Source organism: Polaromonas sp. P1_F4 (genome assembly GCF_056405675.1).
Genome location: NZ_JBFUBP010000006.1, coordinates 1 through 21,382, shown reverse-complemented (window position 1 = coordinate 21,382; position 21,382 = coordinate 1). Strand labels below are relative to the sequence as shown.

The 21,382-nt window shown below is 59.0% G+C and carries 21 protein-coding genes; 15 read left to right on the top strand and 6 right to left on the bottom strand.

Going from position 1 to position 21,382, the window contains the following annotated elements:
• Positions 1 to 6 precede the first annotated feature (6 nt).
• Together AC1DYQ_RS13340 and manD are read left to right on the top strand one after the other, a co-directional pair.
• Positions 7 to 1,407, top strand: a complete 1,401-nt coding sequence (locus tag AC1DYQ_RS13340) for a mannitol dehydrogenase family protein (protein ID WP_477687184.1) — start codon at positions 7 to 9, stop codon at positions 1,405 to 1,407.
• A 5-nt stretch (positions 1,408 to 1,412) separates the two neighbouring features.
• A complete protein-coding gene (gene manD / locus AC1DYQ_RS13335; protein WP_457281192.1) occupies positions 1,413 to 2,624 on the top strand; it encodes a D-mannonate dehydratase ManD in 1,212 nt (403 codons plus the stop codon).
• Positions 2,625 to 2,856: 232 nt separating this feature from the next.
• On the opposite strand, the gene slmA is transcribed toward manD, so the two are convergent.
• From slmA to AC1DYQ_RS13305, 6 genes are all read right to left on the bottom strand, one after another.
• Positions 2,857 to 3,501 carry a nucleoid occlusion factor SlmA gene (gene slmA, locus AC1DYQ_RS13330; RefSeq protein ID WP_477666576.1) on the bottom strand — a complete coding sequence of 215 codons (645 nt, stop codon included), beginning with the start codon at positions 3,499 to 3,501 and terminating at the stop codon, positions 2,857 to 2,859.
• 162 nt (positions 3,502 to 3,663) lie between these two features.
• Positions 3,664 to 5,121 carry a sensor histidine kinase gene (locus AC1DYQ_RS13325; RefSeq protein ID WP_477687397.1) on the bottom strand — a complete coding sequence of 486 codons (1,458 nt, stop codon included), beginning with the start codon at positions 5,119 to 5,121 and terminating at the stop codon, positions 3,664 to 3,666.
• 107 nt (positions 5,122 to 5,228) lie between these two features.
• Positions 5,229 to 5,933 (bottom strand): response regulator, encoded by a 705-nt coding sequence (locus AC1DYQ_RS13320; protein WP_457281194.1) that lies wholly within the window; start codon positions 5,931 to 5,933, stop codon positions 5,229 to 5,231.
• Between the two features lie 119 nt (positions 5,934 to 6,052).
• Positions 6,053 to 6,964 (bottom strand): acetylglutamate kinase, encoded by a 912-nt coding sequence (gene argB, locus AC1DYQ_RS13315; protein WP_457281195.1) that lies wholly within the window; start codon positions 6,962 to 6,964, stop codon positions 6,053 to 6,055.
• Positions 6,965 to 7,071: 107 nt separating this feature from the next.
• Positions 7,072 to 8,175 carry a glycosyltransferase family 4 protein gene (locus tag AC1DYQ_RS13310; protein ID WP_477687183.1) on the bottom strand — a complete coding sequence of 368 codons (1,104 nt, stop codon included), beginning with the start codon at positions 8,173 to 8,175 and terminating at the stop codon, positions 7,072 to 7,074.
• A gap of 38 nt (positions 8,176 to 8,213) precedes the next feature.
• The gene (locus tag AC1DYQ_RS13305) at positions 8,214 to 9,005 is read right to left on the bottom strand and encodes a glycosyltransferase family 2 protein (RefSeq protein WP_477687182.1); all 792 of its coding nucleotides are present in this window, start codon (positions 9,003 to 9,005) and stop codon (positions 8,214 to 8,216) included.
• Positions 9,006 to 9,513: 508 nt separating this feature from the next.
• On the opposite strand from AC1DYQ_RS13305, the gene AC1DYQ_RS13300 reads away from it, so the two are divergent.
• The 13 genes from AC1DYQ_RS13300 to AC1DYQ_RS13240 form a co-directional block, all read left to right on the top strand.
• Positions 9,514 to 10,416: an ABC transporter permease gene (locus AC1DYQ_RS13300; protein WP_477687181.1), complete on the top strand. Its 903-nt coding sequence runs from the start codon at positions 9,514 to 9,516 to the stop codon at positions 10,414 to 10,416.
• Positions 10,417 to 10,443: 27 nt separating this feature from the next.
• Positions 10,444 to 11,160: an ABC transporter ATP-binding protein gene (locus tag AC1DYQ_RS13295; RefSeq protein ID WP_477687180.1), complete on the top strand. Its 717-nt coding sequence runs from the start codon at positions 10,444 to 10,446 to the stop codon at positions 11,158 to 11,160.
• 36 nt (positions 11,161 to 11,196) lie between these two features.
• A complete protein-coding gene (locus tag AC1DYQ_RS13290) occupies positions 11,197 to 12,147 on the top strand; it encodes an NAD-dependent epimerase/dehydratase family protein (RefSeq protein WP_477687179.1) in 951 nt (316 codons plus the stop codon).
• Positions 12,148 to 12,156: 9 nt separating this feature from the next.
• Positions 12,157 to 12,744, top strand: a complete 588-nt coding sequence (locus tag AC1DYQ_RS13285; protein ID WP_477687178.1) for an SIS domain-containing protein — start codon at positions 12,157 to 12,159, stop codon at positions 12,742 to 12,744.
• Positions 12,745 to 12,767: 23 nt separating this feature from the next.
• A complete protein-coding gene (locus AC1DYQ_RS13280; RefSeq protein ID WP_477687177.1) occupies positions 12,768 to 13,754 on the top strand; it encodes a GDP-mannose 4,6-dehydratase in 987 nt (328 codons plus the stop codon).
• Positions 13,754 to 14,584: a transketolase gene (locus AC1DYQ_RS13275; RefSeq protein ID WP_477687176.1), complete on the top strand. Its 831-nt coding sequence runs from the start codon at positions 13,754 to 13,756 to the stop codon at positions 14,582 to 14,584. The genes AC1DYQ_RS13280 and AC1DYQ_RS13275 overlap by 1 nt, the downstream gene beginning before the upstream one ends.
• Before the next feature lie 20 nt (positions 14,585 to 14,604).
• On the top strand, positions 14,605 to 15,516 hold the full coding sequence (locus AC1DYQ_RS13270) for a transketolase family protein (protein WP_477687175.1): 912 nt from the start codon (positions 14,605 to 14,607) through the stop codon (positions 15,514 to 15,516).
• Positions 15,517 to 15,524: 8 nt separating this feature from the next.
• The gene (locus tag AC1DYQ_RS13265; protein WP_477687174.1) at positions 15,525 to 16,142 is read left to right on the top strand and encodes a haloacid dehalogenase-like hydrolase; all 618 of its coding nucleotides are present in this window, start codon (positions 15,525 to 15,527) and stop codon (positions 16,140 to 16,142) included.
• Positions 16,124 to 17,149 carry an aminoglycoside phosphotransferase family protein gene (locus tag AC1DYQ_RS13260; protein WP_477687173.1) on the top strand — a complete coding sequence of 342 codons (1,026 nt, stop codon included), beginning with the start codon at positions 16,124 to 16,126 and terminating at the stop codon, positions 17,147 to 17,149. The genes AC1DYQ_RS13265 and AC1DYQ_RS13260 overlap by 19 nt, the downstream gene beginning before the upstream one ends.
• Before the next feature lie 10 nt (positions 17,150 to 17,159).
• The gene (locus AC1DYQ_RS13255; protein ID WP_477687172.1) at positions 17,160 to 17,831 is read left to right on the top strand and encodes a class I SAM-dependent methyltransferase; all 672 of its coding nucleotides are present in this window, start codon (positions 17,160 to 17,162) and stop codon (positions 17,829 to 17,831) included.
• A gap of 7 nt (positions 17,832 to 17,838) precedes the next feature.
• Positions 17,839 to 18,897: a zinc-binding dehydrogenase gene (locus AC1DYQ_RS13250; protein ID WP_477687171.1), complete on the top strand. Its 1,059-nt coding sequence runs from the start codon at positions 17,839 to 17,841 to the stop codon at positions 18,895 to 18,897.
• Positions 18,898 to 18,900: 3 nt separating this feature from the next.
• Positions 18,901 to 20,976, top strand: a complete 2,076-nt coding sequence (locus tag AC1DYQ_RS13245) for an acyltransferase family protein (RefSeq protein WP_477687170.1) — start codon at positions 18,901 to 18,903, stop codon at positions 20,974 to 20,976.
• Positions 20,977 to 21,026: 50 nt separating this feature from the next.
• The coding region (locus tag AC1DYQ_RS13240) for an acyltransferase family protein (protein ID WP_477687169.1) at positions 21,027 to 21,382 on the top strand (356 nt) is incomplete at its 3' end.

Below are 21,382 nucleotides of genomic sequence, written 5' to 3'. Positions count from 1 at the left end.
CGTGCGATGCTGAACACCCGCGCTTTGCCGGAAATCGCCACGCAAGGCATCGGCGTCCCAACTTACCCACGCCGCGGTACTGTGGGCGTGGTGCACCTGGGTCTGGGCGCTTTTCACCGTGCGCACCAGGCACTGGTGTTCGATACCCTGCTGCAGCGCGGCGATACACGCTGGGGTGTGCTGGGCGTCGCCATGCGCAGCACTGAGCTGGCCGACGCCATGGCCGCGCAAGATGGCCTGTATGCCGTGCAGGTTGCCAGCAGCACAGACGTGCAGTGGCAGGTCGGTGGCGCCATCTGGCAGACCTGTGTGGCCGCCCGCGAGCCTGCGCAGGTGGTGCAGGCACTGGCCGCGCCGTATACCCGCTGGGTCACACTGACGGTCACTGAAAAAGGCTACGCCCCGGAACTGGCCCAACTGCTGGTGCAGGGCCTGGCGGCGCGCCATGCGGCGGGCCTGCCCGGGTTGACGCTGGCTTCCTGCGACAACCTGGCGCACAACGGCCGCAAGTTGCAGGCTTTGTGCATCGATGCCGCACAAAAGGAAAATCCGGCGCTGGCGCAATGGATCAGCACCGCCTGCGCCTTCCCGAACAGCATGGTGGACCGCATCGTGCCGGCCGCAACCGGCGAGCGTCTGGCCGCTGCCGGGCAGGCTCTCGGCGTGGCTGACCAGGCCGCACTGGGCACCGAAGCTTTCTGGGAATGGGTAATTGAACGCCGCTTTGCCGACTCTGCGGATGGCGACGTGCTGGCCGCTGCGGGCGTCACGGTGGTGGACGACGTGGCGCCGTTTGAAGAAGCCAAATTGCGCATGCTCAACGGCAGCCACACGGCCATGGCCTGCATGGGCGCGGTAGCGGGCTGGGCTGTCGTCAGCGACTGCATCGCGCGGCCTGCGGTGCATCGCTTCATTCACGGCCTGATGACGCAGGAGATCGGCCCGCAGCTCAACCGCCCGGACTGGCCCGCCTACCGCGACGCGCTGCTGGCCCGTTTTGCCAACCCCGAGTTGCAGCACAGGGTGCACCAGATCGCCACCGATAGCTCGCAGAAGATCCCGCAGCGCTGGGTGCCTTCGGTGGTCGATGCCCTGCGTGCGGGCCAGCCCGTGGAACGGCTGGCTTTTGCAGGGGCAGCCTGGATGCGCTACCTGCGCGGCATCGACGAGCAGGGGCAGCCCTACGCCTTAAACGACCCGATGGCCGAAACGCTGAAAGCCCTCGCCCTCGCCCATTCCGGTGACGCCACAGCGACGGTGCAGGCCCTGGGCACGCTGCCGGCCATCTGGGGCGAGGCCCTGCCGCAGCAAGCGCAATGGCTGGCCCGCATCGCCCACTGGCTGGCGCAGATCAACCAGCGCGGCATGCCGGCCTCCCTGGACCAACTTCACTCCCACCCCATCTGAACACCATGAAAATCACCAACGCCCGCGTCATCGTCTGCAGCCCCGGCCGCAATTTCGTCACGCTCAAAATCGAAACCGATGAAGGCCTGACAGGCATCGGCGACGCAACGCTCAACGGGCGCGAGCTGTCTGTCGTGAGCTACCTGACCGAGCATGTCATCCCCTGCCTGATCGGGCGTGATGCGCACCAGATCGAGGACATCTGGCAATACCTGTACAAGGGCGCCTACTGGCGGCGCGGACCGGTCACCATGAGCGCGATCGCCGCAGTCGACACCGCCCTCTGGGACATCAAGGCCAAGGCCGCCAACATGCCGCTGTACCAGCTGCTGGGCGGAAAGAGCCGCACCGGCGTGATGGTCTATGGGCATGCCAATGGGAAAGATATTGCGCAGACCGTGGAAGAGGTATTGCGCTACAAGGAGATGGGCTATCAGGCCATACGCGCGCAGAGCGGCGTGCCGGGCCTGGACAAGGTTTATGGCGTCGGCAAGGGCACGTTGTTTTACGAACCGGCCGATGCCGACCTGCCCAGCGAACACGACTGGAGCAGCGAAAAATACCTGCTGCACACGCCAAAGTTGTTCGACGCAGTGCGTACCGCCGTCGGGCCGGACATCCATTTGCTGCACGACGTGCATCACCGCCTGACGCCCATCGAGGCGGGCCGGCTGGGCAAATCACTGGAGCCCTATCACCTGTTCTGGATCGAGGACGCGACGCCGGCCGAAAACCAGGAAGCTTTTCGCCTGATCCGCCAGCACACGACCACACCGCTGGCCGTGGGCGAAATTTTCAACACCATCTGGGACTGCAAGGACTTGATCCAGAACCAGCTGATCGACTACATCCGCGCGACGGTGGTGCATGCGGGCGGTATCACCCACCTGCGGCGCATTGCCGACTTTGCGGCGATGTACCAGGTACGCACGGGCTGCCACGGTGCGACCGATTTGTCACCGGTCTGCATGGGCGCAGCGCTGCACTTCGACACCTGGGTGCCCAATTTCGGCGTGCAGGAGTACATGCGCCACACCGAGCAGACCGATGAGGTGTTTCCGCACAGCTACCGTTTTGACAAAGGTTTTATGCACTGCGGCGAAACGCCGGGCCATGGTGTGGAAATCGACGAGAAGCTGGCCGCGAAATACCCGTATCAGCGCGCCTACCTGCCGGTGAACCGGTTGCAGCACGACGGCACCCTCTGGAATTGGTGAACTGGCTCACCCCTGCTGGCGCTCACTTCGTGTAGCGCCCCCTCCCCCTTGCAGGGGACGGCGCCTGCGGCCGGGCAAAGCCCGTTCCGCGGCCCCAACTGACATGCCCCCGGGGAGGCCAGCTAAGGACTGTTCTTTTCCAGTGGGGGCCGGGGTCCGGCTTTGCCGGCGCCAAGGCGCCCGTCCCCTGAAAGGGGAAAAGGCGCGACACGAAGTGCGCGTCCGATAGGGGTTAGCCCAATATAGTCGCGAGGCTGGCTTCGAGGTGCTCGGACGGCAGGCGCTTGAAGCCGGAGCGGGCGAAACGCTGCAGGCGGCCGACCATGAAGGCAACGATGACCGAGGCACGCACCTGGGCGTCGACCGTGGGAGTCGCCGCGCCGCTGGCGGCCGCTGCGTCGCGCAGGCTTTGCTTGAGGCTGGACTCGAGTTTGTCGAAGAACTGGTTCATGCGCTCTTGCAGGCGGTCGTTTTCAAACACCAGCGCATCACCGACCATGACACGCGTCATGCCGGGGTTCTTTTCGGCAAACTGCAGGATCATGACCACCAGCTTGCGGGTACGGGCTGAATGGTCGGGTTCACGTTCACCAATCTGGTTGATCAGTGTGAAGACGCTTTGCTCGATGAATTCGATCAGGCCTTCGAACATCTGCGCCTTGCTGGCGAAATGGCGGTAAAGGGCGGCTTCGCTCACATCCAGCTTGGCTGCCAGGGCGGACGTCGTGATGCGCTCGGCGCCCGGCTGCTCCAGCATGGTGGCCAGCGCCTGAAGGATCTGGACCCGGCGCTCACCCGGTTTGGGGCGCTTGCGCACCGCAGGCTCGGCTGGCGTGGCGTGCGGGCTCAGTTCAGATTCAGACGCTAAGTCGGACATAGGCGATGAAGTAGGAAATGTTTCAAAAAACCGGGAATCGTTGCAATTGATTCTCGCACAGCCAAGTGACAGTTCGTCTCTCACCAGGCCCGGGTTTTCGCCCATGAGGCGAAGGCGCAACGTTCTGTTCCGTAACAGCAAGCGCTTACTGTGGTGGGCGAGCTACAAACTCAACCGAACCCGCAATCCGTACGGTCCGGCAGGGCCAGTTCCGGTGTGGTCCAGCTCCAGCTGCGAATGGTGAACCCGGGCGATTTCGCTGGCAATGGCCAGGCCCAGGCCGTTGCCCTCGCCCGCCGTTCCCTGCACGCGGTAAAAGCGCTGCAGCGCCATGCTGCGCTCGTCCGGGGCTATGCCTGGGCCGTCGTCTTCCACTTCCAGGAAAACGCGCCAGCGCTGGTGCTCGGCGGCAGCGCCACCAGGACCCGGCTGTTTTGGCGTGCCTGGCGCTTCGAAGCCAGCCGTCGGGCCACAGCGGATCGTGACCGTGCCGCCGGGCGGTGTGTATTTGACGGCGTTGTCCACCAGATTACCGAGCAGCTCGCGCAGCAGCCACTCGTAACCACTGACCTGTGAAGGCCGGGTTTCCAGTCCCAGGTCAATGCCCTTGCGCATGGCGGCATCCAGATGCAGCGGCAGAATGGATTCACAGAGGTCTTTCAGATCTACCCGCTGCATAGGCTGGGCGCCGGCGGCTGACGCGTCGGCGCGCGAGAGCGCCAGCAGCTGGTTGGCCAGCTGCGACGTCCGGCGTGTGGCATTGCGCAGCTTGATGATTTTTTCAGCCGGCAAGGTCACCGCCCCGTCCGAGCCCGCGGCCTCAGCCACTTTGGCCGCCTGTGCCCAGGCCTCGACCTGGGCCTGCAGCCCGGCCAGAGGCGTGCGCAGCTGGTGCGCGGCATCGGCCACAAAACGGCGCTGCCCCTCCGCCTGGTCGTTCACCAGGCCAAAAAGGCGGTTCAAGGCACTCACCAGAGGCTGCACCTCTGCCGGCGTAGCCAGCGGGTCGATGGCGCTCAAGTCGCGCGGGTTGCGGCGCTCCACCGCATCCTTGAGTTCAATCAATGGCTTGAGTGCGCGCGTGACGGCCCAGTTGACGGCAAAACCTGCCGCCACGACCAGGATCAGGTTCGGCAGCAGCACCTTGAACAACACGGAGCGCACCCATTGCTGGCGCGGATCGGATCCATCCGCCAGCTGGACGATCAGCTCACCCACCGCAGTCTTCATGCGCTGCGCGGCAATCCGGTAGGTCACGCCGTTGTATTCGATGCTGTGGAATTCCGGCTCGTGCGTGGCCGGCAGCAACTCGGGAATCCAGGGCTCACCGGCCAGAAAGTCGCCTCCGGCATCGGCGAGGCGAAAGCCGGCAAAGCCAGGCCGGCCCTTGAGGAAATCATCCACGGCGGGGGCCATCAGCAGCACCGGCGCACTTTCCGGGGTGGCGCCCGGCGCCACAACCGAATCGGCCAGCAGGGGAATCAGCCGAAGCAGCTGCTGGTCTTTTTGCAGGGCGACATCGCCGGCCGTCTGGTAGTCAAAGTAAATGCTCACCAGCGCAAAAGTCCCCAGCGGGAAAAGCAGCAGCAGCAGCAGCCGGCGCTGCAGGCCGGACTTCATGGCGGCAGGCACGAACGCGTTGCCGCCCGTGCGCGCAGCCAGCGCACGCAGGCGATTTTTCAGGCGAACGGCCCAGGACCGGCCGAAAGGGTTCATGCCTGCGCTGCCTATTCAGCGCCAGCGCTGGACGGCATCCCCGGGGAAACTTCCACCAGCTCCAGTCGATAGCCAAAGCCGCGAATGGAGCGTACGGCTATGCCGTGCGGCTCCAGCTTGCCGCGCAGACGCGAGATGTACACCTCAATCGCATTGGGCGTGATCTCCTTGTCCCAGCCTGTCATGGCCTGCAGCAGCTTGTCTTTGCTGGCCGGCTTGGGCGCGTGAATCAGCAAGTACTCCATCACCGTCCATTCGCGCGGTCCGAGCTCTATCAGCTGGCCGTTGGCGCGCGCCTCGCGGTTGGCCGTGTCCAGTTCCAGCGCTCCAAAACTCAGTGTGGCGCTGGTGGCGGCCTGGGAGCGGCGCAGCAGCGCGCGCAGGCGCGCCAGCAACTCGGGCAGCTCAAACGGCTTGACCATGTAGTCATCCGCCCCCAGGTCCAGCCCCTGGACACGGTCCTGCAGCGCGTCGCGGGCCGTCAGGATGAGCACCGGCATGGCCATTCCGCCGCGGCGCAGGCGGCGCGTCAGTTCCAGCCCGTCAATGCGCGGCAGCCCGATGTCGATGATCGCCGCATCGAAGGTCTCGCCCTGCAGCACTTCCTCCGCGCGTTCGGCACTGCCGACCCAGTCGACGGCGTAGCCGGCGTCACTGAGCCCCAGCTTGATGCCGCTGGCCACCATCACGTCGTCTTCAACCAGTAAGAGTCGCATCTAGACTCCCCCCCGAGGCGCCTTCGGCACCTCCCCCTCAAGGGGGCGCCACCTGTGGCCCGGCAAAGCCGGCTCCACGGTGGCCGCTTGCAAGGGGGGTGGGCGCGCAATCACGGTATCTAGTGCGAGCGGATCATGGTGCCGTAGGCCTGGTCGGTCAGGATTTCCAGCAGCATGGCATGCGGCACCCGGCCGTCGATGATGTGGACCGAATTCACGCCGCTTTTGGCGGCATCCAGTGCACCTTCAATTTTGGGCAGCATGCCGCCGGAAATCGTTCCGTCGGCAAACAGCTCGTCGATTTCGCGGGCGCTCAGGTCCGTCAGCAGCTCCCCGGCCTTGTTCAGCACGCCGGGGGTATTGGTGAGCAGCACCAGTTTCTCGGCCTTCAGCACGGTGGCCAGCTTGCCCGCCACCACGTCGGCATTGATGTTGTAGCTCTCGTTTTCCTCGCCAAACCCGATCGGACTGATCACCGGAATGAAGGCATCGTCCTGCAGCGCCTTGACCACGCTGGGGTCAATGCTGACGATGTCGCCCACAAAGCCGATGTCATGCTCCTTCGTCGGGTCATCCTTGTCGACCATCTTGAGCTTTTGCGCACGGATCAGGCCGCCATCGCGGCCCGTCAGGCCTACGGCCTTGCCGCCGGCCTGGTTGATCAGCCCGACGATGTCCTGCTGCACCTGGCCGGCCAGCACCCATTCCACGACTTCCATGGTCTCTTCGTCGGTGACGCGCATGCCCTGGATGAAATGCCCCTTTTTGCCCAGGCGGTTCAGCGCCGCCTCGATTTGCGGGCCGCCGCCGTGCACCACCACCGGGTTCATGCCCACCAGCTTGAGCAGCACCACGTCTTCCGCAAAATCAGCCTGCAGGGCCGGGTCCGTCATGGCATTGCCGCCATATTTGATGACCATGGTCTTGCCGTGAAACTTGCGGATGTAGGGCAGCGCCTGGGCCAGGATCTCGGCCTTGTCGCGCGGGCCTACATGGGAGAGGTCTGGGTCGTTGGCGGTATTGGTGGTCATTCGCGGGGCCTTGTCAGGATGAAACAGGGAACAGGAACACAGGGAGCAGGTATTGCCGGGAAATATTGCCCGAATTGTGCCGCATCGCTGCGGCCAGCGTGCCAGCCTCAGCGACGCAGCCAGCGCGGAACCTTGAAACGGATGATCGCGATATAAAAACCGACATACGACAGCACAAACAGCGCGCAAAACATCATGAGGACCAGCGTATTTCGCCAGAACAGGACCGCAGGCACCACCGTCATCAGGGTGAAACTCCACAGATATGGTGAAGTTCGGTTGTTTCGCATCAGCATGCGACGCGAAGCATCATCATGGAACACACCACGCACAATACGGCGAAAGATAAGCTGATGAAAATGCAAGGCATCGGCGAGGCCCGGGGAACTGCCGCGCGCAAGCTTGCGATAGATCGAAAAAATCGTCTCCCAAACCGGGTAAATCAGCAACAGCATCGGGAACCACGGCGAAACAGACTCATGGCGCTGAACCAGCAGGATGGACGCCACAGCGATCACGATACCCCACAAATAGGCGCCACCGTCACCCGCAAAAATCAGCCCTCTCGGGTAATTCCAGTAAAGAAATCCGGCGGTCGCACCGACCAGACAAATCAGCATGGCGGCCAGTTGCCTGTCGCCGAGCTGCAATGCCACATGGGTAATCGCCATGCACACGAGCAGGGCAACCGTTCCTGCCAGCCCGTTATAGCCGTCGATGATATTGAACGCATGGGGCAAGCCGCAGATCGCAAATACCGCAAGCGCGATACCGAGCCAGGGCATTGCCAGCAGCCAGTTGTCAATCCCGGGCAAGCCCAGACGCGAGAGTGACAGACCCAACAGTCCACAGGCCAGCACAGCCGAGATGCCTGTCAGCACGAGCCGGTAACGCACCGACAGACGCTGTGTTGCGTCCTCATAGACCCCGCCCAACACGGCCGGCAGCACGACCACAATCCAGCTCACAGCAAATTTCCAGTCGACGCCGACATTGATGGAAACGCCGACGCTTTCAGCCAGAGCTGCAGCGAGCCAGCTCACCGCTATGCCAGCCAGTACGCCCACACCGCCCAAGCGCGGGACATCCCCCGCATGGAAGCGCTGGGGCTTGGCTTCGCCATAGTGGCCCGTACGCCCCCGCACCGCGCGTATGACAAAGATAGTCGCCAGCAGGGACACGAGAAAGCTACAAAATAGCAAAGCCACCATAAATATGCCTCTAACGGTTCCTGCACCAACGGTACGCACTATCCATTGTCAACGCTTTGGGGAGCCCCATTGAGGCGAGAAAATTTTCGGTATGAATCGCTTGACCAAAGACGTAAAAGGCTGGTCATATGCCATGCCAGGTGTTTGAAATTTATTCGGCTATTTCTGTGGGCAGGATGCGTTACCGTAACTCTCGATTGTCCAAGCCTGTACCCCGCGATCTGAAGCCGGAGGCAAATATCAACATCTTCGCAGTACATAAAATACCGTTCATCAAACCCCCCGAGCTCTTCAAATATCTTCGTGGGAAAAACCATGAACGCGCCATTCACCCATTCCGGCGGCGAAGATGTCGCCTGTTGTCGATCAGGCCCGACATAACGTGAAAGCAAAGCCCACGGCGACGGACGTTTTCTTGCGTAGTCCTGTAACGCCCCCGATTCTGCAAGTTGCACTGGAAACGAGCATCCGACTGCTGCATCCCTGAATTGGCCGATCAACGCCGGAAAGGGGTCATTACTTAAAACAATATCCGGATTGACCACGCAATAGTATTCGCAGTCGCATTTCAAAAATGCAGAGTTGTGATTGGCGCCAAAACCCTTTGGCGTCAAATTTTGTACGACTGACAGCTTGAATTTCCAGCTTCTCGCATTGATCAAATTGAGTAAGTCAGGCTCCGGAATATTGATTGTCAGCACCACGTGCTTTACCGTTTCAATGCACAAAGCCTCCAGTGTGGAAATGAGTTGAAAGACCTCATTTCCATGCCCATGGCTTACCACTGATATGCATACTTTGCCGGTTAGTAGATCGTCCGAATTTTCCAACTTTTATTTCCTGCGGTTTTCCCTGCATCAGCGCAACTGGCAAGTTCACAATTCTAAATTCAGGAAATTTATTGAAATGGGGGCCTGGAAGCCAGGCGCACAGGAGATCATCACCCTTTGGCCCTGATGACGCAGCCTGCAGAATAATAAGGCGCATTGATTCTGCTCTCGCCGATCGGACGATGAATGTGGGTTCGTGTAAAGGGGTCGCGCACGCGCCAGTGCTTCAGGGCGGCGGCGCAGAAGTCAGCGTTATAATTGTTGATTATTTTGAGTGCCCTTGCAAGGGATGCGGTGGCTTCGTGAAGCCTGCCGTTTACCCTCCCCTCCCCCTTGAATAAGATGCCGCGGATAGAAATCTGCAGGTTTTTAGCCGGAGATTTAACTTGAGGAGCTGGGTGAACAAGCCTTTAAGAGCAGTAACGCCAGCCTCTGGCGCTACTTGCTTTACCAACAACGATTCTGGTTCCCAAACGAACGCCCACATGTGGACGCCGTTTAGCCAGGCATGCAGCAGTTCAGATCTGGGTCGGTTGTTCAGGGGCATGACACGCAGACCAGTCGATCCTTCTTCAAACTCAGGAGTTCAGTTTTGAGCGCTGCGATGCCTATTTCTCAACTCTCCCAGCGAGCCAAGGCAATCCTGGACATCAAGCGCGGTTTGACCATGTACTCATTGTGGGGAGCACTGGCCTGGCTGGATACCAAACAACGCTACAGGCGCTCTCTCCTGGGACCTTTCTGGATCACATTGAGTACGGGTGTGATGGTGGCAGGCATGGGGCCGCTGTATGGTGCACTGCTCGGGCAACCTGTCGGGAATTATGTCCAGCATCTGGCCATTAGCCTGATCTTGTGGACATTCATCTCCAGCTCCGTTAACGATGCCGGCACAGTATTCATTGGCGCTGAGTCTTATATCAAGCAGGTGCCGCTGCCACTGTCAGTTTTCGTGTTTAGAGGCCTGGCCAAAAACCTGATCATGCTGGCACACAACGCCCTGATCATTGTGGTCGTGCTGTATGTTTTCCCACCTGCCACACTCAAAAACCTGTGGATGGTGCCTATCGGGCTGGTTCTCATCATTGCCAACCTGTTCTGGTTCACGCTCTTGCTGGGCGTACTGAGCACGCGCTTTCGCGACATTCCCCAACTGATCGCCAATATTGTTCAGGTTGCATTCTTTTTGTCGCCCATTCTCTGGCGCCCGGAAATGCTGAGCCCGCGAGTCAGGTTTCTGTCGGATTTCAATCCGCTATACCACTTCATGGAAATTGTGCGGGCACCCTTGCTGGCTGAGCCAATCCGCCTGATCAGCTGGGCAGTGGCGGCAGGGCTCCTGGTAGTCGGATTTGGTTTGACCCTGCTCGCTTTCACGCGTTTTCGCTCCCGCGTCGCCTATTGGCTTTAACGGCGCTGACCAGCCCGAAAATCAAAAATGACCATTGTTAAAGCGAGTAATCTGGTTGTCGAGTTCCCGATCTACGGGATGAGCAGTAACCGGTCTTTAAAGAAAAGTTTGGTGAATATTGCCACCGGCGGCGTATTGGCCAAAGATGCGGCAAATCGCGTGCTGGTTCGCGCTCTCGACGGGCTAAACTTCGAGTTTCGCGAGGGAGACAGGGTTGGCCTGATCGGTCATAACGGGAGCGGCAAGAGCACTTTGCTTCAAGTGCTGGCCGGCATCTACGAACCCACGAGTGGCAGCCTCGAAATCCACGGACGGGTAACCTCCATGCTGGGCATCACTTTGGGCATGGACTCTGAAGTTACCGGGCTTGAAAACATCTATCTACGCGGCAGAATCATGGGTTTGACCCGCAAGCAGATTGAAGAGCGGCTAGATAACATTGCGGAATTTGCAGGGATTGGCGACTATCTCCACTTGCCTATGCGGACCTATTCCAGCGGCATGTCGATGCGCCTGGCCTTCGCCATTGCAACCAGTGCAGATGCAGACATCGTTTTGATGGACGAATGGCTCAGCGTTGGCGATGCGGAATTCGTCGACAAGGCAAAACGCCGGCTCACAGACATGGTCAACAACGCACGGCTCGTCGTCATTGCCTCACATGACGCCGCGATGATCAAGGAACAGTGCCGGACCATCCTGAAGCTTGAGCATGGCAAAATCGTCTCGATTGAAAAAAGTTAACCCTTTTCATCTTTTTTAACCTTGAATACCTCAATTATGAAATTTCTGGTCACCGGCGGCTGCGGCTACAAAGGTCACGTTCTTGTTCCCAAGCTCCTGAACAGGGGTTATGAGGTAGTGGTTCTGGACACAATCTGGTTTGGCAACTACCTGCCGCCTCATCCAAACCTTACTGTCATTCAAGGCGACGTGCGCAATATCGATGCCATCAACCTCGATGGGATCGACGGCATCATCCATCTGTCTTCCATAGCCAACGATCCCTGTGGCGATCTGGATCCCAAACTTACTTGGGAAGTCAGCGCGCTGGCAACCATGCAGCTGGCCGACAAGGCCAAGCGCAAAGGCGTCAAACGCTTCATCTATGCCTCGTCTGGCAGCGTCTACGGGGTGAAGGACGAGCTGCAAGTGACCGAAGAGCTCGATCTCAAGCCAATCTCTGAGTACAACAAGACCAAAATGGTCGGGGAGCGGGTTTTGCTGAGCTATTCGGACGACATGGTCGTCCAGATTGTGCGTCCGGCAACTGTTTGCGGCGTTTCGCCCCGCATGCGCCTCGACGTGTCGGTCAACCTCTTGACGATGCAGGCACTTAGCAAAGGCAAGATCACCGTGTTTGGTGGCGACCAGACCCGCCCTAACATCCACATCGATGACATCACTGATGTCTATCTGCACCTGATTGACCACCCTGAGGTGACTGGCGTCTACAACGCAGGTTTTGAGAACATCTCCATCCTTGACATCGCCAAGATCGTCACGAAGCATGTCCCGGTTGAAATTGTCGTGACCGAATCGAACGACCCGCGCTCCTACCGCGTCAACTCGGACAAATTGCTTGCAACCGGATTCAAGCCGAAAAAGGGCGTTGAAGACGCAGTCAAGGAAATCATCGCCAAATTCCGTGCCGGTGAGTTGAAAGACGAAGACCGCTTCTACAACCTGAAGTGGATGGAGCAAACCGTGCTGTCCAAGCAAACTGCGTAGGAGACCATGATGGAGCTCAAAGTACCGATGGAAGCAGGATTCGCCGACTATGCAAACCGCTTGTCGCATGTGCTGCAAACGTCCGACTGGTCGGGTGTGGCCGAGCTGGCCAAAGACATGAAGCGCGCATGGGACAACGGAAACCAGGTGTTCTTTTGCGGCAACGGCGGCAGCGCAGGCAATGCGGTGCATTTGGCCAATGACTTCATTTATGGCGTTGCCAAGCGTACCGGCGGTGGTATTCGAGCGGTTGCCTTGTCGGCCAATACAGCGGTCATGACCTGCCTCGCCAACGACGTCGGATACGACCACATCTACAGCGAGCAACTCGCCGTACTTGCCAACGAAGGCGACGTGCTGATCACCTTGTCCGGCAGCGGCAATTCCCCCAACATCCTTCAGGTCCTTGAGCAGGCCAGGATCAAGAAAGTACGCAGTTACGCCATCCTGGGTTATTCCGGCGGCAAGGCCCTGGCCATGGCCGATGTAGCCATTCACTTTCCCGTCAACGACATGCAGATCGCTGAAGACATGCAGCTCGTCGTCGGACATATGTTGATGCAATGGCTTTACGACAACAGGCCGGCCGTTACCTGACACATTAAAAATAAGCAGTATCCATGGAAACCGTATTCGTTATCGGCAGCAACTCTTTTTCGGGTGCCAGCTTTGTAGATTTCGCCTTGCAGCAAGGGGTCAAGGTCATCGGCACCAGCCGTTCCGAAGAGCCTATCCCGGCGATGCTGCCGTACAAGTGGCGGGACCACAGCAATTTTGCCTTTCACAAGCTCGACTTGAACAAGGATCTCGACGGTATCGAGGCACTCCTGCATTCGGTCAAGCCCAAGCATGTCGTCAACTTTGCAGCGCAAAGCATGGTGGGTGAAAGCTGGAAAACTCCAGAAGACTGGTTCATGACCAACGTGGTATCCACCGTCAAACTACATGACGCGCTGAGGAAGTGCGACTTCCTGGAACGCTACGTCCACGTATCGACGCCTGAGGTTTATGGCAGCTGCTCCGGTTTCGTGGATGAGAACTTTCCGTTCAATCCCAGCACGCCTTATGCAGTCTCGCGGGCCGCAGCCGACATGAGTCTTCGCACCTTCCGTGCAGCGTACGACTTCCCGGTGGTCACCACGCGTGCCGCCAATGTGTATGGCCCCGGGCAACAGCTGTATCGCATCATTCCCCGCACCATCCTGTTTATTTTGCTGGGCCGCAAACTGCAATTGCATGGCGGCGGCGTTTCGACACGCTCGTTCATACATATGTCCGACGTCTCCGACGCCACGTGGCGGATCATGCTCAAGGGCAATAACGGCGATACCTACCATATCTCCACCAGTGAAGTCGTGTCCATCAAGGAGCTGGTCGAGCGCATCTGCCAGAAGCTCGGCGTCAATTTTGACGATCACGTCGAGGTCGTCGGCGAGCGCATGGGCAAGGATTCAGCCTACCACCTTGACAGCACCAAGCTTCGCACCGAACTCGGCTGGTCCGACCACGTCACCCTGGATGCCGGGCTCGATGAGTGCATCGCCTGGGTACGAAACAATTTCGAGGCGCTCAAGGCGTCTTCTTACGACTACTCCCACAAACCCTGATGCAAGCCCAAAACCCAACCCAACTCGCGCAAACGGCTGCCAAGCTTCGCGCGCGCATCATCGAAACCTCGTCGAAGACCGGCACCCCTCACCTCGGTTCATGCCTTTCCTGCGTGGATATTTTGACGGCGCTGTATTTCAACGTGCTTCGCATCGACACCAGCAACCCGCGCGGCAAGGACCGCGATCGTTGCATTCTCAGCAAGGGCCACGGTGCAATGGGACTGTTTCATGTCCTGGCTGAGCGCGGCTTCTATCCACTGAGTCGCCTGGACAGCTACGGTGAAGACGGCGGCGTGTTTGCCGAGCATCCGCCGACGCCCGACCATCTGGACGGCATCGAGGCAGCGACAGGTTCGCTGGGCCATGGCCTTCCGCTCGGCCTGGGCATGGCGCTTGCCGGCCGCATCCAAGGCCAGTCCTACAACGTCTACGCGGTCCTCAGCGACGGCGAATGCAATGAAGGTTCGGTTTGGGAGTCCGCCATGTTGTCGGCCGCACAAAAGGTCAACAACCTCTGCGTCATCATTGACTTCAACAAATGGCAGGCCACTGGCCGCAGCCAGGAAGTCATGGCGCTAGACCCGCTGGCTGACAAGTGGCGCGCATTCGGCTGGAACGCTGTCGAAGTGGACGGGCATAGCTATCCCGAATTGCTGAATGCTTTGGCGCAATTCCCGAACACCAATGGCAAACCCACCGCCATCATTGCCCACACCGTCAAAGGCAAGGGTGTGTCGTTCATGGAAGACGACAACAACTGGCACTACCGAATCCCCACTGCAGACGAAGTAGCGCAATCGAAAATTGAACTTGGGGTGGCAGCATGAGAAACGCCTTTGCAGAAGAGATGACAAAGGTTGCAGCCACGGACAAACGCGTTGTCGTTTTGTCCGGCGATATTGGCAACCGGCTTTTTGACAAGCTTCGCGTGGTCGATGCATCGCGGTTTTACAACTGCGGCGTTGCGGAAGCCAACATGATGGGCGTCGCTGCAGGCATGGCATTGTCTGGCCTGCGACCCTTTGTTTACACCATCACGCCCTTCACCACTACCCGCTGCTTCGAGCAGATTCGTGTCGACGTTTGCTACCACCATGCACCGGTTGTCATTGTTGGCACGGGTTCGGGTTTGTCTTACGCAGAACTGGGACCTACCCACCATTCGCTCGAAGACATGGCCATCTTGCGCACGTTGCCTGGCATGCGTGTGCTTGCGCCTTGCGATTCGTCAGAACTCCGCCAAGCCCTTCATGAGGTGCTCAAAGACGACAGCCCAACGTACATCCGTATCGGCAAAAAGGGCGAGGCAGACATTCACAAGAGCTTGCCTGACCTTCGCCTCGGCAAAGCCCTGGTGATTCGCCCAGGAACCGACGTCGCCCTGCTTTGCGCAGGCAACATGATGGCTGAGACGCTCAAAACAGCGGACCAATTGGCGGCTAAAGGTATCTCGGCTGAGGTCGTGAGCTTTCACACCGTCAAGCCGCTCGATGCCGAATACTTGCAGCAAGCGGCAAGTCGCTTCAAATTGCTGGTGACGGTTGAAGAACACAGCCGTATCGGCGGCTTTGGAAGCGCAGTGGCCGAATGGCGCATGGCTCAGCCCGACAACGTTCGGCAACTGAGCTTTGGCACGGACGACGAGTTCATGCACGAAATCGGCAGCCAGGTTTACGCCCGTAAAAAATATGGACTGACCGCCGACAACATGGCGACCCGGACTTTGGCGGCTCTGGCTGCAGTCATTCCTCGTCCTTGAGAATGCCCATGCACCTTGGGTTGGACTTTGATAACACTATCGTCAGCTATGACGGGCTTTTTCATAAAGTCGCCATGGAAGGCGGCTGGATCACTGAAGAAATTCCGGTTTCCAAAGTAAGCGTACGGGACCATCTGCGGTTGATCGGCAAAGAGCCGGTCTGGACCGAAATGCAAGGCTACGTTTATGGCGGCCGCATGGATGAAGCGCAGGCTTACCCGGGTGTCATCGACTGCCTGACATGGGCCCGCGCCAACGGCATTCCGATGTCCATCGTGAGTCACAAGACGAAGCACCCGTTTCTGGGCAAGCAATATGACCTGCACGAGGCAGCGCGACACTGGATCAGCCTGTACCTGACCGATGCGGACGGCCCCCTGATTCCGGTCGACCGCGTTCACTTCGAGCTCACCAAAGAAGCCAAGTGCAAACGCATCACCGACATCGGCTGCACTGTCTACGTCGACGATCTTCCGGAGATCTTGCTGGCCCCGGGGTTTCCGGCGTCCGCTGACAAAGTGCTCTTCGATCCGGACGGCCATCATGCTGCGCAGGATCTTCCGCGCGCCGCTAACTGGCCCGAAGTCCGTAGCCGCCTGGAGACTCTATGGCGCCAGAGTCCCTGACACCTGCCGTCTCGCAGTTGCTTGCTACTGTTGGGCGGGAAAAGCAGGGGTTCGAGCTGCAGCCATTGTCGGCCAGTGGGAACAACCGCGTCTTCGTCCTCAACACCGCTGACGAAAACCTGGTGCTCAAGTGGTATTTCCATGACCCAGCCGATTTGCGTGATCGTCTGGGCGCTGAATACGCTTTTCTCGAGCATGCCTGGGACACTGGACTTCGCAGCGTTCCCAAACCTATGGGAAAAGACCCGGTCAACCATCTTGCGCTGTATGAGTTTGTCGAAGGCGAAAAACTTCAGGCCCAGCAGATCAAAGACACAGACATGGAGCAGGCCGCGCAGTTTCTCGCGAGCCTGAACACAGCGCATAGCCGCGCGACGGCTGGGGCCCTGCCCGCTGCGTCGGAAGCCTGTTTCAGTGTTGCCGCGCACCTGGCGATGGTCGATGCGAGGCTCGCACGTTTTGCAACCTTGCAACCCGAGTCTTCAGTCGACAGCGTCGCGGCAACTTTTGTTGCCGACCTTGCAAAGTATTGGGCGTTGACAAAAACGCGGTTGATAGCTGAATGCAAAGCAATGGGGCTCGACCCCGAGGCCGATTTGCCCGCATCCCAGCGATGCCTGTCACCATCAGACTTTGGGTTTCACAACGCATTGGTCAGACCCGACGGAACACTGTGTTTCATCGATTTTGAATATGCAGGCTGGGATGACCCAGCCAAGGCGGTGGGGGATTTCTTTTCCCATCCCGGGGTGCAGGTGTCCCGGCAGTACTTTGACAGGTTCCTTGCCGCCGTGCTGGCGCCTTTTGCGGAGCCTGAAACCATGGCTGCCAGGGTGCGCCTGCTTGAGCCCGTGTTCCAGTTGAAGTGGTGCTGCATCATCCTTAACGAATTTCTACCAGCCGGCGCTAGACGCAGGACATTTGCGAATCCCGGGGACGACGCAGAACAGCGCAAGCAACGCCAGTTGCTCAAGGCGCAAACCCTCTATCAATCATTTGCCCACTAAAGGACCTCAATTGGCTTACATCGACTTTCTGTCATCTGTTCACAAAAGCACTACCCGCGACTACCTGGCCCGCGTCAACGAGCCGGAGTTTCCAAAGGCCAAGGCTGCTGCGCTGGCCAAGCAATGGGGTTATGACTATTGGGACGGCGACCGCCGCATCTGCTACGGTGGCTACAAATACATGCCCGGGCGCTGGGCGCCCGTCGGCCAGGCCATGGTCGACCATTACGGCCTGAAAGCCGGCGACAAGGTTCTGGACATCGGTTGTGGCAAGGGCTTCCAGCTTTATGAGCTAACCCAACTGGTGCCGGGCCTCGAGGTTTATGGCATCGATGCTTCCACCTACGCCATTGAAAACGCCAAAGAAGAAATCAAGGACCGGCTGCAGGTCGGCAATGCAAACAGCCTGCCTTTTCCTGACAACCATTTTGACTTTGTGTTCTCGATAACCACGCTGCACAACCTTCACAACTACGACCTCGACAAGGCGCTGCGCGAAATGGAGCGTGTCGGCAAGAAAAACAAATATCTGTGCGTGGAGTCCTATCGCAACGAGCAAGAGAAAGCCAACCTGCTGTACTGGCAAGTGACCTGCGAAGCCTTCTGCACGCCGGAAGAGTGGGACTGGTGGTTCAAGCAAACCGGCTACACCGGCGACCATTCCTTCATTTACTTCGAGTGAGCCCAGCATGACCATTCCAAAAACCATGAAGGCGGCGATCCTCGTCGAACAACGCAAGCCACTGATCGTTGACGACATCGAAATGCCGTCCACACTCGAGGTCGGCCAGGTGCTGGTCAAGGTGCTCTTTAGCGGCATTTGCGGCTCCCAACTTGGCGAGATCGACGGCGCCAAGGGCGAAGACAAATTCCTTCCCCATTTGCTTGGTCATGAAGCGTCCGCCAAAGTCATTGAGACCGGACCAGGCGTCAAGCATGTCAAAGCCGGTGATCTGGTCGTACTGCACTGGCGAAAAGGCCTGGGCATCGAGGGCGCACCACCGAGCTATCGCTGGCGCGGCAACAAACTCAACGCCGGCTGGATTGCCACGTTCAATGAATACGCCATCGTCGCGGAGAACCGCATGACGGCCATTCCAGCGGACAGCGATCCAGAGGTTGCAGCACTGTTCGGATGCGCCGTAACAACCGGCTTTGGTGTTGTCGAAAACAACGCCAAGGTCAGGATCGGTGAATCCGTGGTGGTGTTCGGTGCCGGCGGCGTAGGCCTCAATATCGTGCAGGCATCCGCACTGGTAGGCGCATACCCTGTCATCGCAGTCGACATTCACGACAACCGCCTGGCACTGGCCAAAGAGATGGGTGCCACCCACCTGATCAACTCCAAGAACGAAGATGCCAAGGCAGCCATTGAACGCATCGTCGGCATGCAAGGCCTCGACGTGTTTATCGACAACACCGGCCAACCAGCCATCATCGAAATGGGTTACGGCATCACCAAACCGCAAGGCCGCGTGACGCTGGTCGGCGTTCCCCGAAAAGGAAACACCACTCAGATCTTCTCGCTGCCCCTGCATTTCGGAAAAGTGCTTTCCGGGTCACATGGCGGTGAAGCAATTCCTCACGAAGATATTCCCCGCTACCAGAACCTGTATGTTGCTGGGCGTATTCACCTCAAAGAACTGCTGACAGAGCGCGTGCCCCTCGCCGATATCAACACGGCAATTGAAAACATGCGCTCCGGCAAAGCAAGCGGACGCTGCCTGATCCGGATGGATGGGGCATGACGGATGGATGCTGAAGGGCGAGAGGTTGCGAGTACAGATGCGCTGACGCATCCCAAATACCGCGCAGACATCGACGGTCTGCGTGCGGTGGCGGTGTTGTCCGTGCTCGGTTTTCATGCGTATCCCGAATGGGTTCGCGGCGGCTTCATCGGCGTTGACATTTTTTTCGTCATCTCGGGCTTCCTGATCTCGACGATCATTTTTCAGGGCCTGGCCACCTCCCAGTTCAGTTTTCGCGACTTCTACTCCCGGCGCATCCGCCGCATATTTCCCGCGCTGACCACCGTACTGCTGTTTGCGCTGGTCGCGGGCTGGTTTGTGCTGTACCCCGACGAGTACCGCCAGCTGGGCAAGCACGTCATAGGCGGCGCCGGCTTCATCTCCAACTTTGTACTCTGGCGCGAAAGCGGCTACTTTGACAGCGCTGCTGAAGTCAAGCCGCTCTTGCACCTGTGGTCACTGGCAATCGAAGAGCAGTACTACATCGTGTTCCCCCTGCTGGTATGGCTGGCCTGGAAGCGGCGCTTTAACCTGTTCACCCTCATTGTCCTGGTTGCCGCGTTTTCGTATGTCCTCAACATCGCCTACGTGCGCAAGGACGCGGTGTGGACCTTCTACCAGCCCCAAACCCGGATTTGGGAGCTGATGATTGGCGCGCTGCTGGCGCTGCTGGTGATCGATCATTCAGGGCGTGCCAAGCGGGTACAGGCCGGCGTTGCAGGATTCCTCACCAAGGTGATTTACCGCGATGGCGTGCAGATTCAGCCAGCGGCGGTGCTTTCCAATGTCAAGGCCTGGCTGGGTGCGTTTTTCCTGGTCGTGGCAATGTCGCGCATCACCCGTGAATCGCACTTCCCGGGCAGTTGGGCCCTGGCGCCCACGTTAGGCGCGGCATTGCTGATCTGGGCCGGGCCGCACGCCTGGCTCAACCGCCTGATGCTGGCCAATCCGCTGATGGTGTGGGTGGGCAAGATCAGCTACCCGCTGTATTTGTGGCACTGGGTCATCCTGGTGTACCTGCGCATCCTTGCCAGTGAGACGCCTTCCGTGGCCGTACGTACTGGCGGCTTGCTGGCAGCGGTTGTGCTGTCCTGGCTGACCTATCGCTTTATCGAAACGCCCTTGCGCTTTGGCGCCCACGCCCGCCGCAAAACAGTTGGCCTGCTTCTGCTCATGCTCGCCATCGCAGGCATCGCGTTTGCGTGCTTCCGGACCGAAGGCTTTGGCAATATACGTCCAGGCATGGGTATGGCAAGCTCTGAGCAGTTCGCCTGGAAATACATGGGCAATGCAGAGTGCGCCGCTAAAGTCAAAACGCCGGCTGGGTTCTGCATGCAGCTTGGCAATGCGAATGCCATCAGCATCGGTGTCATCGGAGACTCCACGGCGAACGCCCTCGTACCGGGCATTGCTGATCTGGTCATGGCAAAAAACGAAGGCATGATCAATATTGGTCATGGTGCATGCCCGCCCGTTCGCGGGCTGGTTCCAACGGCCACGTGGGGTGCCAAGCCCAACTGCCCCGAAATTGTGGACGATGCCTATCGGGTAGTTATGGCCGACCCGCATATCAAGACCGTCATCATGTCGGTGTTTACGCACGACATGCAGGACTGGGGTTACAAGGACTTGCCGGCCAAGGCATCTGTGGCAGAGCGGTTTGCCAAGGCGATGGAGCTGATGGACCGTGACATTGCCGCGCTGCAGGCCAGTGGCAAACAGGTCATCCTGACCTATGACGCCGCATATTCCCCGGTTTCAAGCAAAGACTGCGTGCACAGGCCTTACTCCAGCCTGCTCAGGGCAACCCGCAACTGCGAGGTTACCGAGGCCATGATCATTGACCGGTACCCCTATTTGACCCTGTTCAACGAACACTTCAATGGCCGCAAGGATGTTTGCGTATTTCGCCAGTCTGATATTTTGTTTACCAATGGGAAGCTCAATTTTGTGGATGCCAATGGCAGCATTCTGCTGCGGGATTCGCATCATCTCTCGGTTTATGGCTCCAAAAAGATGGCGCAATACTTGGCCACTTCAGCATGCAAAGACCGCTTGCCGTGGAAGACCGAACAATGAATCAGTCGCATGGGCAATGCCTGAACGAACTCATGGATGGGGCATGACGGATGGATGCTGAAGGGCGAGAGGTTGCGAGTACAGATGCGCTGACGCATCCCAAATACCGCGCAGACATTGACGGTCTGCGTGCGGTGGCGGTGCTGTCCGTGCTCGGCTTTCATGCCTATCCCGAATGGGTTCGCGGCGGCTTCATCGGCGTTGACATCTTCTTCGTCATCTCGGGCTTCCTGATCTCGACGATCATTTTTCAGGGCCTGGCCACCTCCCAGTTCAGTTTTCGCGACTTCTACTCCCGGCGCATCCGCCGCATATTTCCCGCGCTGACCACCGTACTGCTGTTTGCGCTGGTCGCGGGCTGGTTTGTGCTGTACCCCGACGAGTACCGCCAGCTGGGCAAGCACGT

Excerpts from the sequence above, each read along its gene's own strand:
- AC1DYQ_RS13340 (WP_477687184.1), top strand. The coding sequence starts at position 7 with ATGCTGAACACCCGCGCTTTGCCGGAAATCGCCACGCAAGGCATCGGC.
- manD (WP_457281192.1), top strand. The coding sequence starts at position 1,413 with ATGAAAATCACCAACGCCCGCGTCATCGTCTGCAGCCCCGGCCGCAAT.
- slmA (WP_477666576.1), bottom strand. The coding sequence starts at position 3,501 with ATGTCCGACTTAGCGTCTGAATCTGAACTGAGCCCGCACGCCACGCCA.
- AC1DYQ_RS13325 (WP_477687397.1), bottom strand. The coding sequence starts at position 5,121 with ATGAAGTCCGGCCTGCAGCGCCGGCTGCTGCTGCTGCTGCTTTTCCCG.
- AC1DYQ_RS13320 (WP_457281194.1), bottom strand. The coding sequence starts at position 5,933 with ATGCGACTCTTACTGGTTGAAGACGACGTGATGGTGGCCAGCGGCATC.
- argB (WP_457281195.1), bottom strand. The coding sequence starts at position 6,964 with ATGACCACCAATACCGCCAACGACCCAGACCTCTCCCATGTAGGCCCG.
- AC1DYQ_RS13310 (WP_477687183.1), bottom strand. The coding sequence starts at position 8,175 with ATGGTGGCTTTGCTATTTTGTAGCTTTCTCGTGTCCCTGCTGGCGACT.
- AC1DYQ_RS13300 (WP_477687181.1), top strand. The coding sequence starts at position 9,514 with ATGCAGCAGTTCAGATCTGGGTCGGTTGTTCAGGGGCATGACACGCAG.
- AC1DYQ_RS13295 (WP_477687180.1), top strand. The coding sequence starts at position 10,444 with ATGACCATTGTTAAAGCGAGTAATCTGGTTGTCGAGTTCCCGATCTAC.
- AC1DYQ_RS13290 (WP_477687179.1), top strand. The coding sequence starts at position 11,197 with ATGAAATTTCTGGTCACCGGCGGCTGCGGCTACAAAGGTCACGTTCTT.
- AC1DYQ_RS13285 (WP_477687178.1), top strand. The coding sequence starts at position 12,157 with ATGGAGCTCAAAGTACCGATGGAAGCAGGATTCGCCGACTATGCAAAC.
- AC1DYQ_RS13280 (WP_477687177.1), top strand. The coding sequence starts at position 12,768 with ATGGAAACCGTATTCGTTATCGGCAGCAACTCTTTTTCGGGTGCCAGC.
- AC1DYQ_RS13275 (WP_477687176.1), top strand. The coding sequence starts at position 13,754 with ATGCAAGCCCAAAACCCAACCCAACTCGCGCAAACGGCTGCCAAGCTT.
- AC1DYQ_RS13270 (WP_477687175.1), top strand. The coding sequence starts at position 14,605 with ATGACAAAGGTTGCAGCCACGGACAAACGCGTTGTCGTTTTGTCCGGC.
- AC1DYQ_RS13265 (WP_477687174.1), top strand. The coding sequence starts at position 15,525 with ATGCACCTTGGGTTGGACTTTGATAACACTATCGTCAGCTATGACGGG.
- AC1DYQ_RS13260 (WP_477687173.1), top strand. The coding sequence starts at position 16,124 with ATGGCGCCAGAGTCCCTGACACCTGCCGTCTCGCAGTTGCTTGCTACT.
- AC1DYQ_RS13250 (WP_477687171.1), top strand. The coding sequence starts at position 17,839 with ATGACCATTCCAAAAACCATGAAGGCGGCGATCCTCGTCGAACAACGC.
- AC1DYQ_RS13245 (WP_477687170.1), top strand. The coding sequence starts at position 18,901 with ATGGATGCTGAAGGGCGAGAGGTTGCGAGTACAGATGCGCTGACGCAT.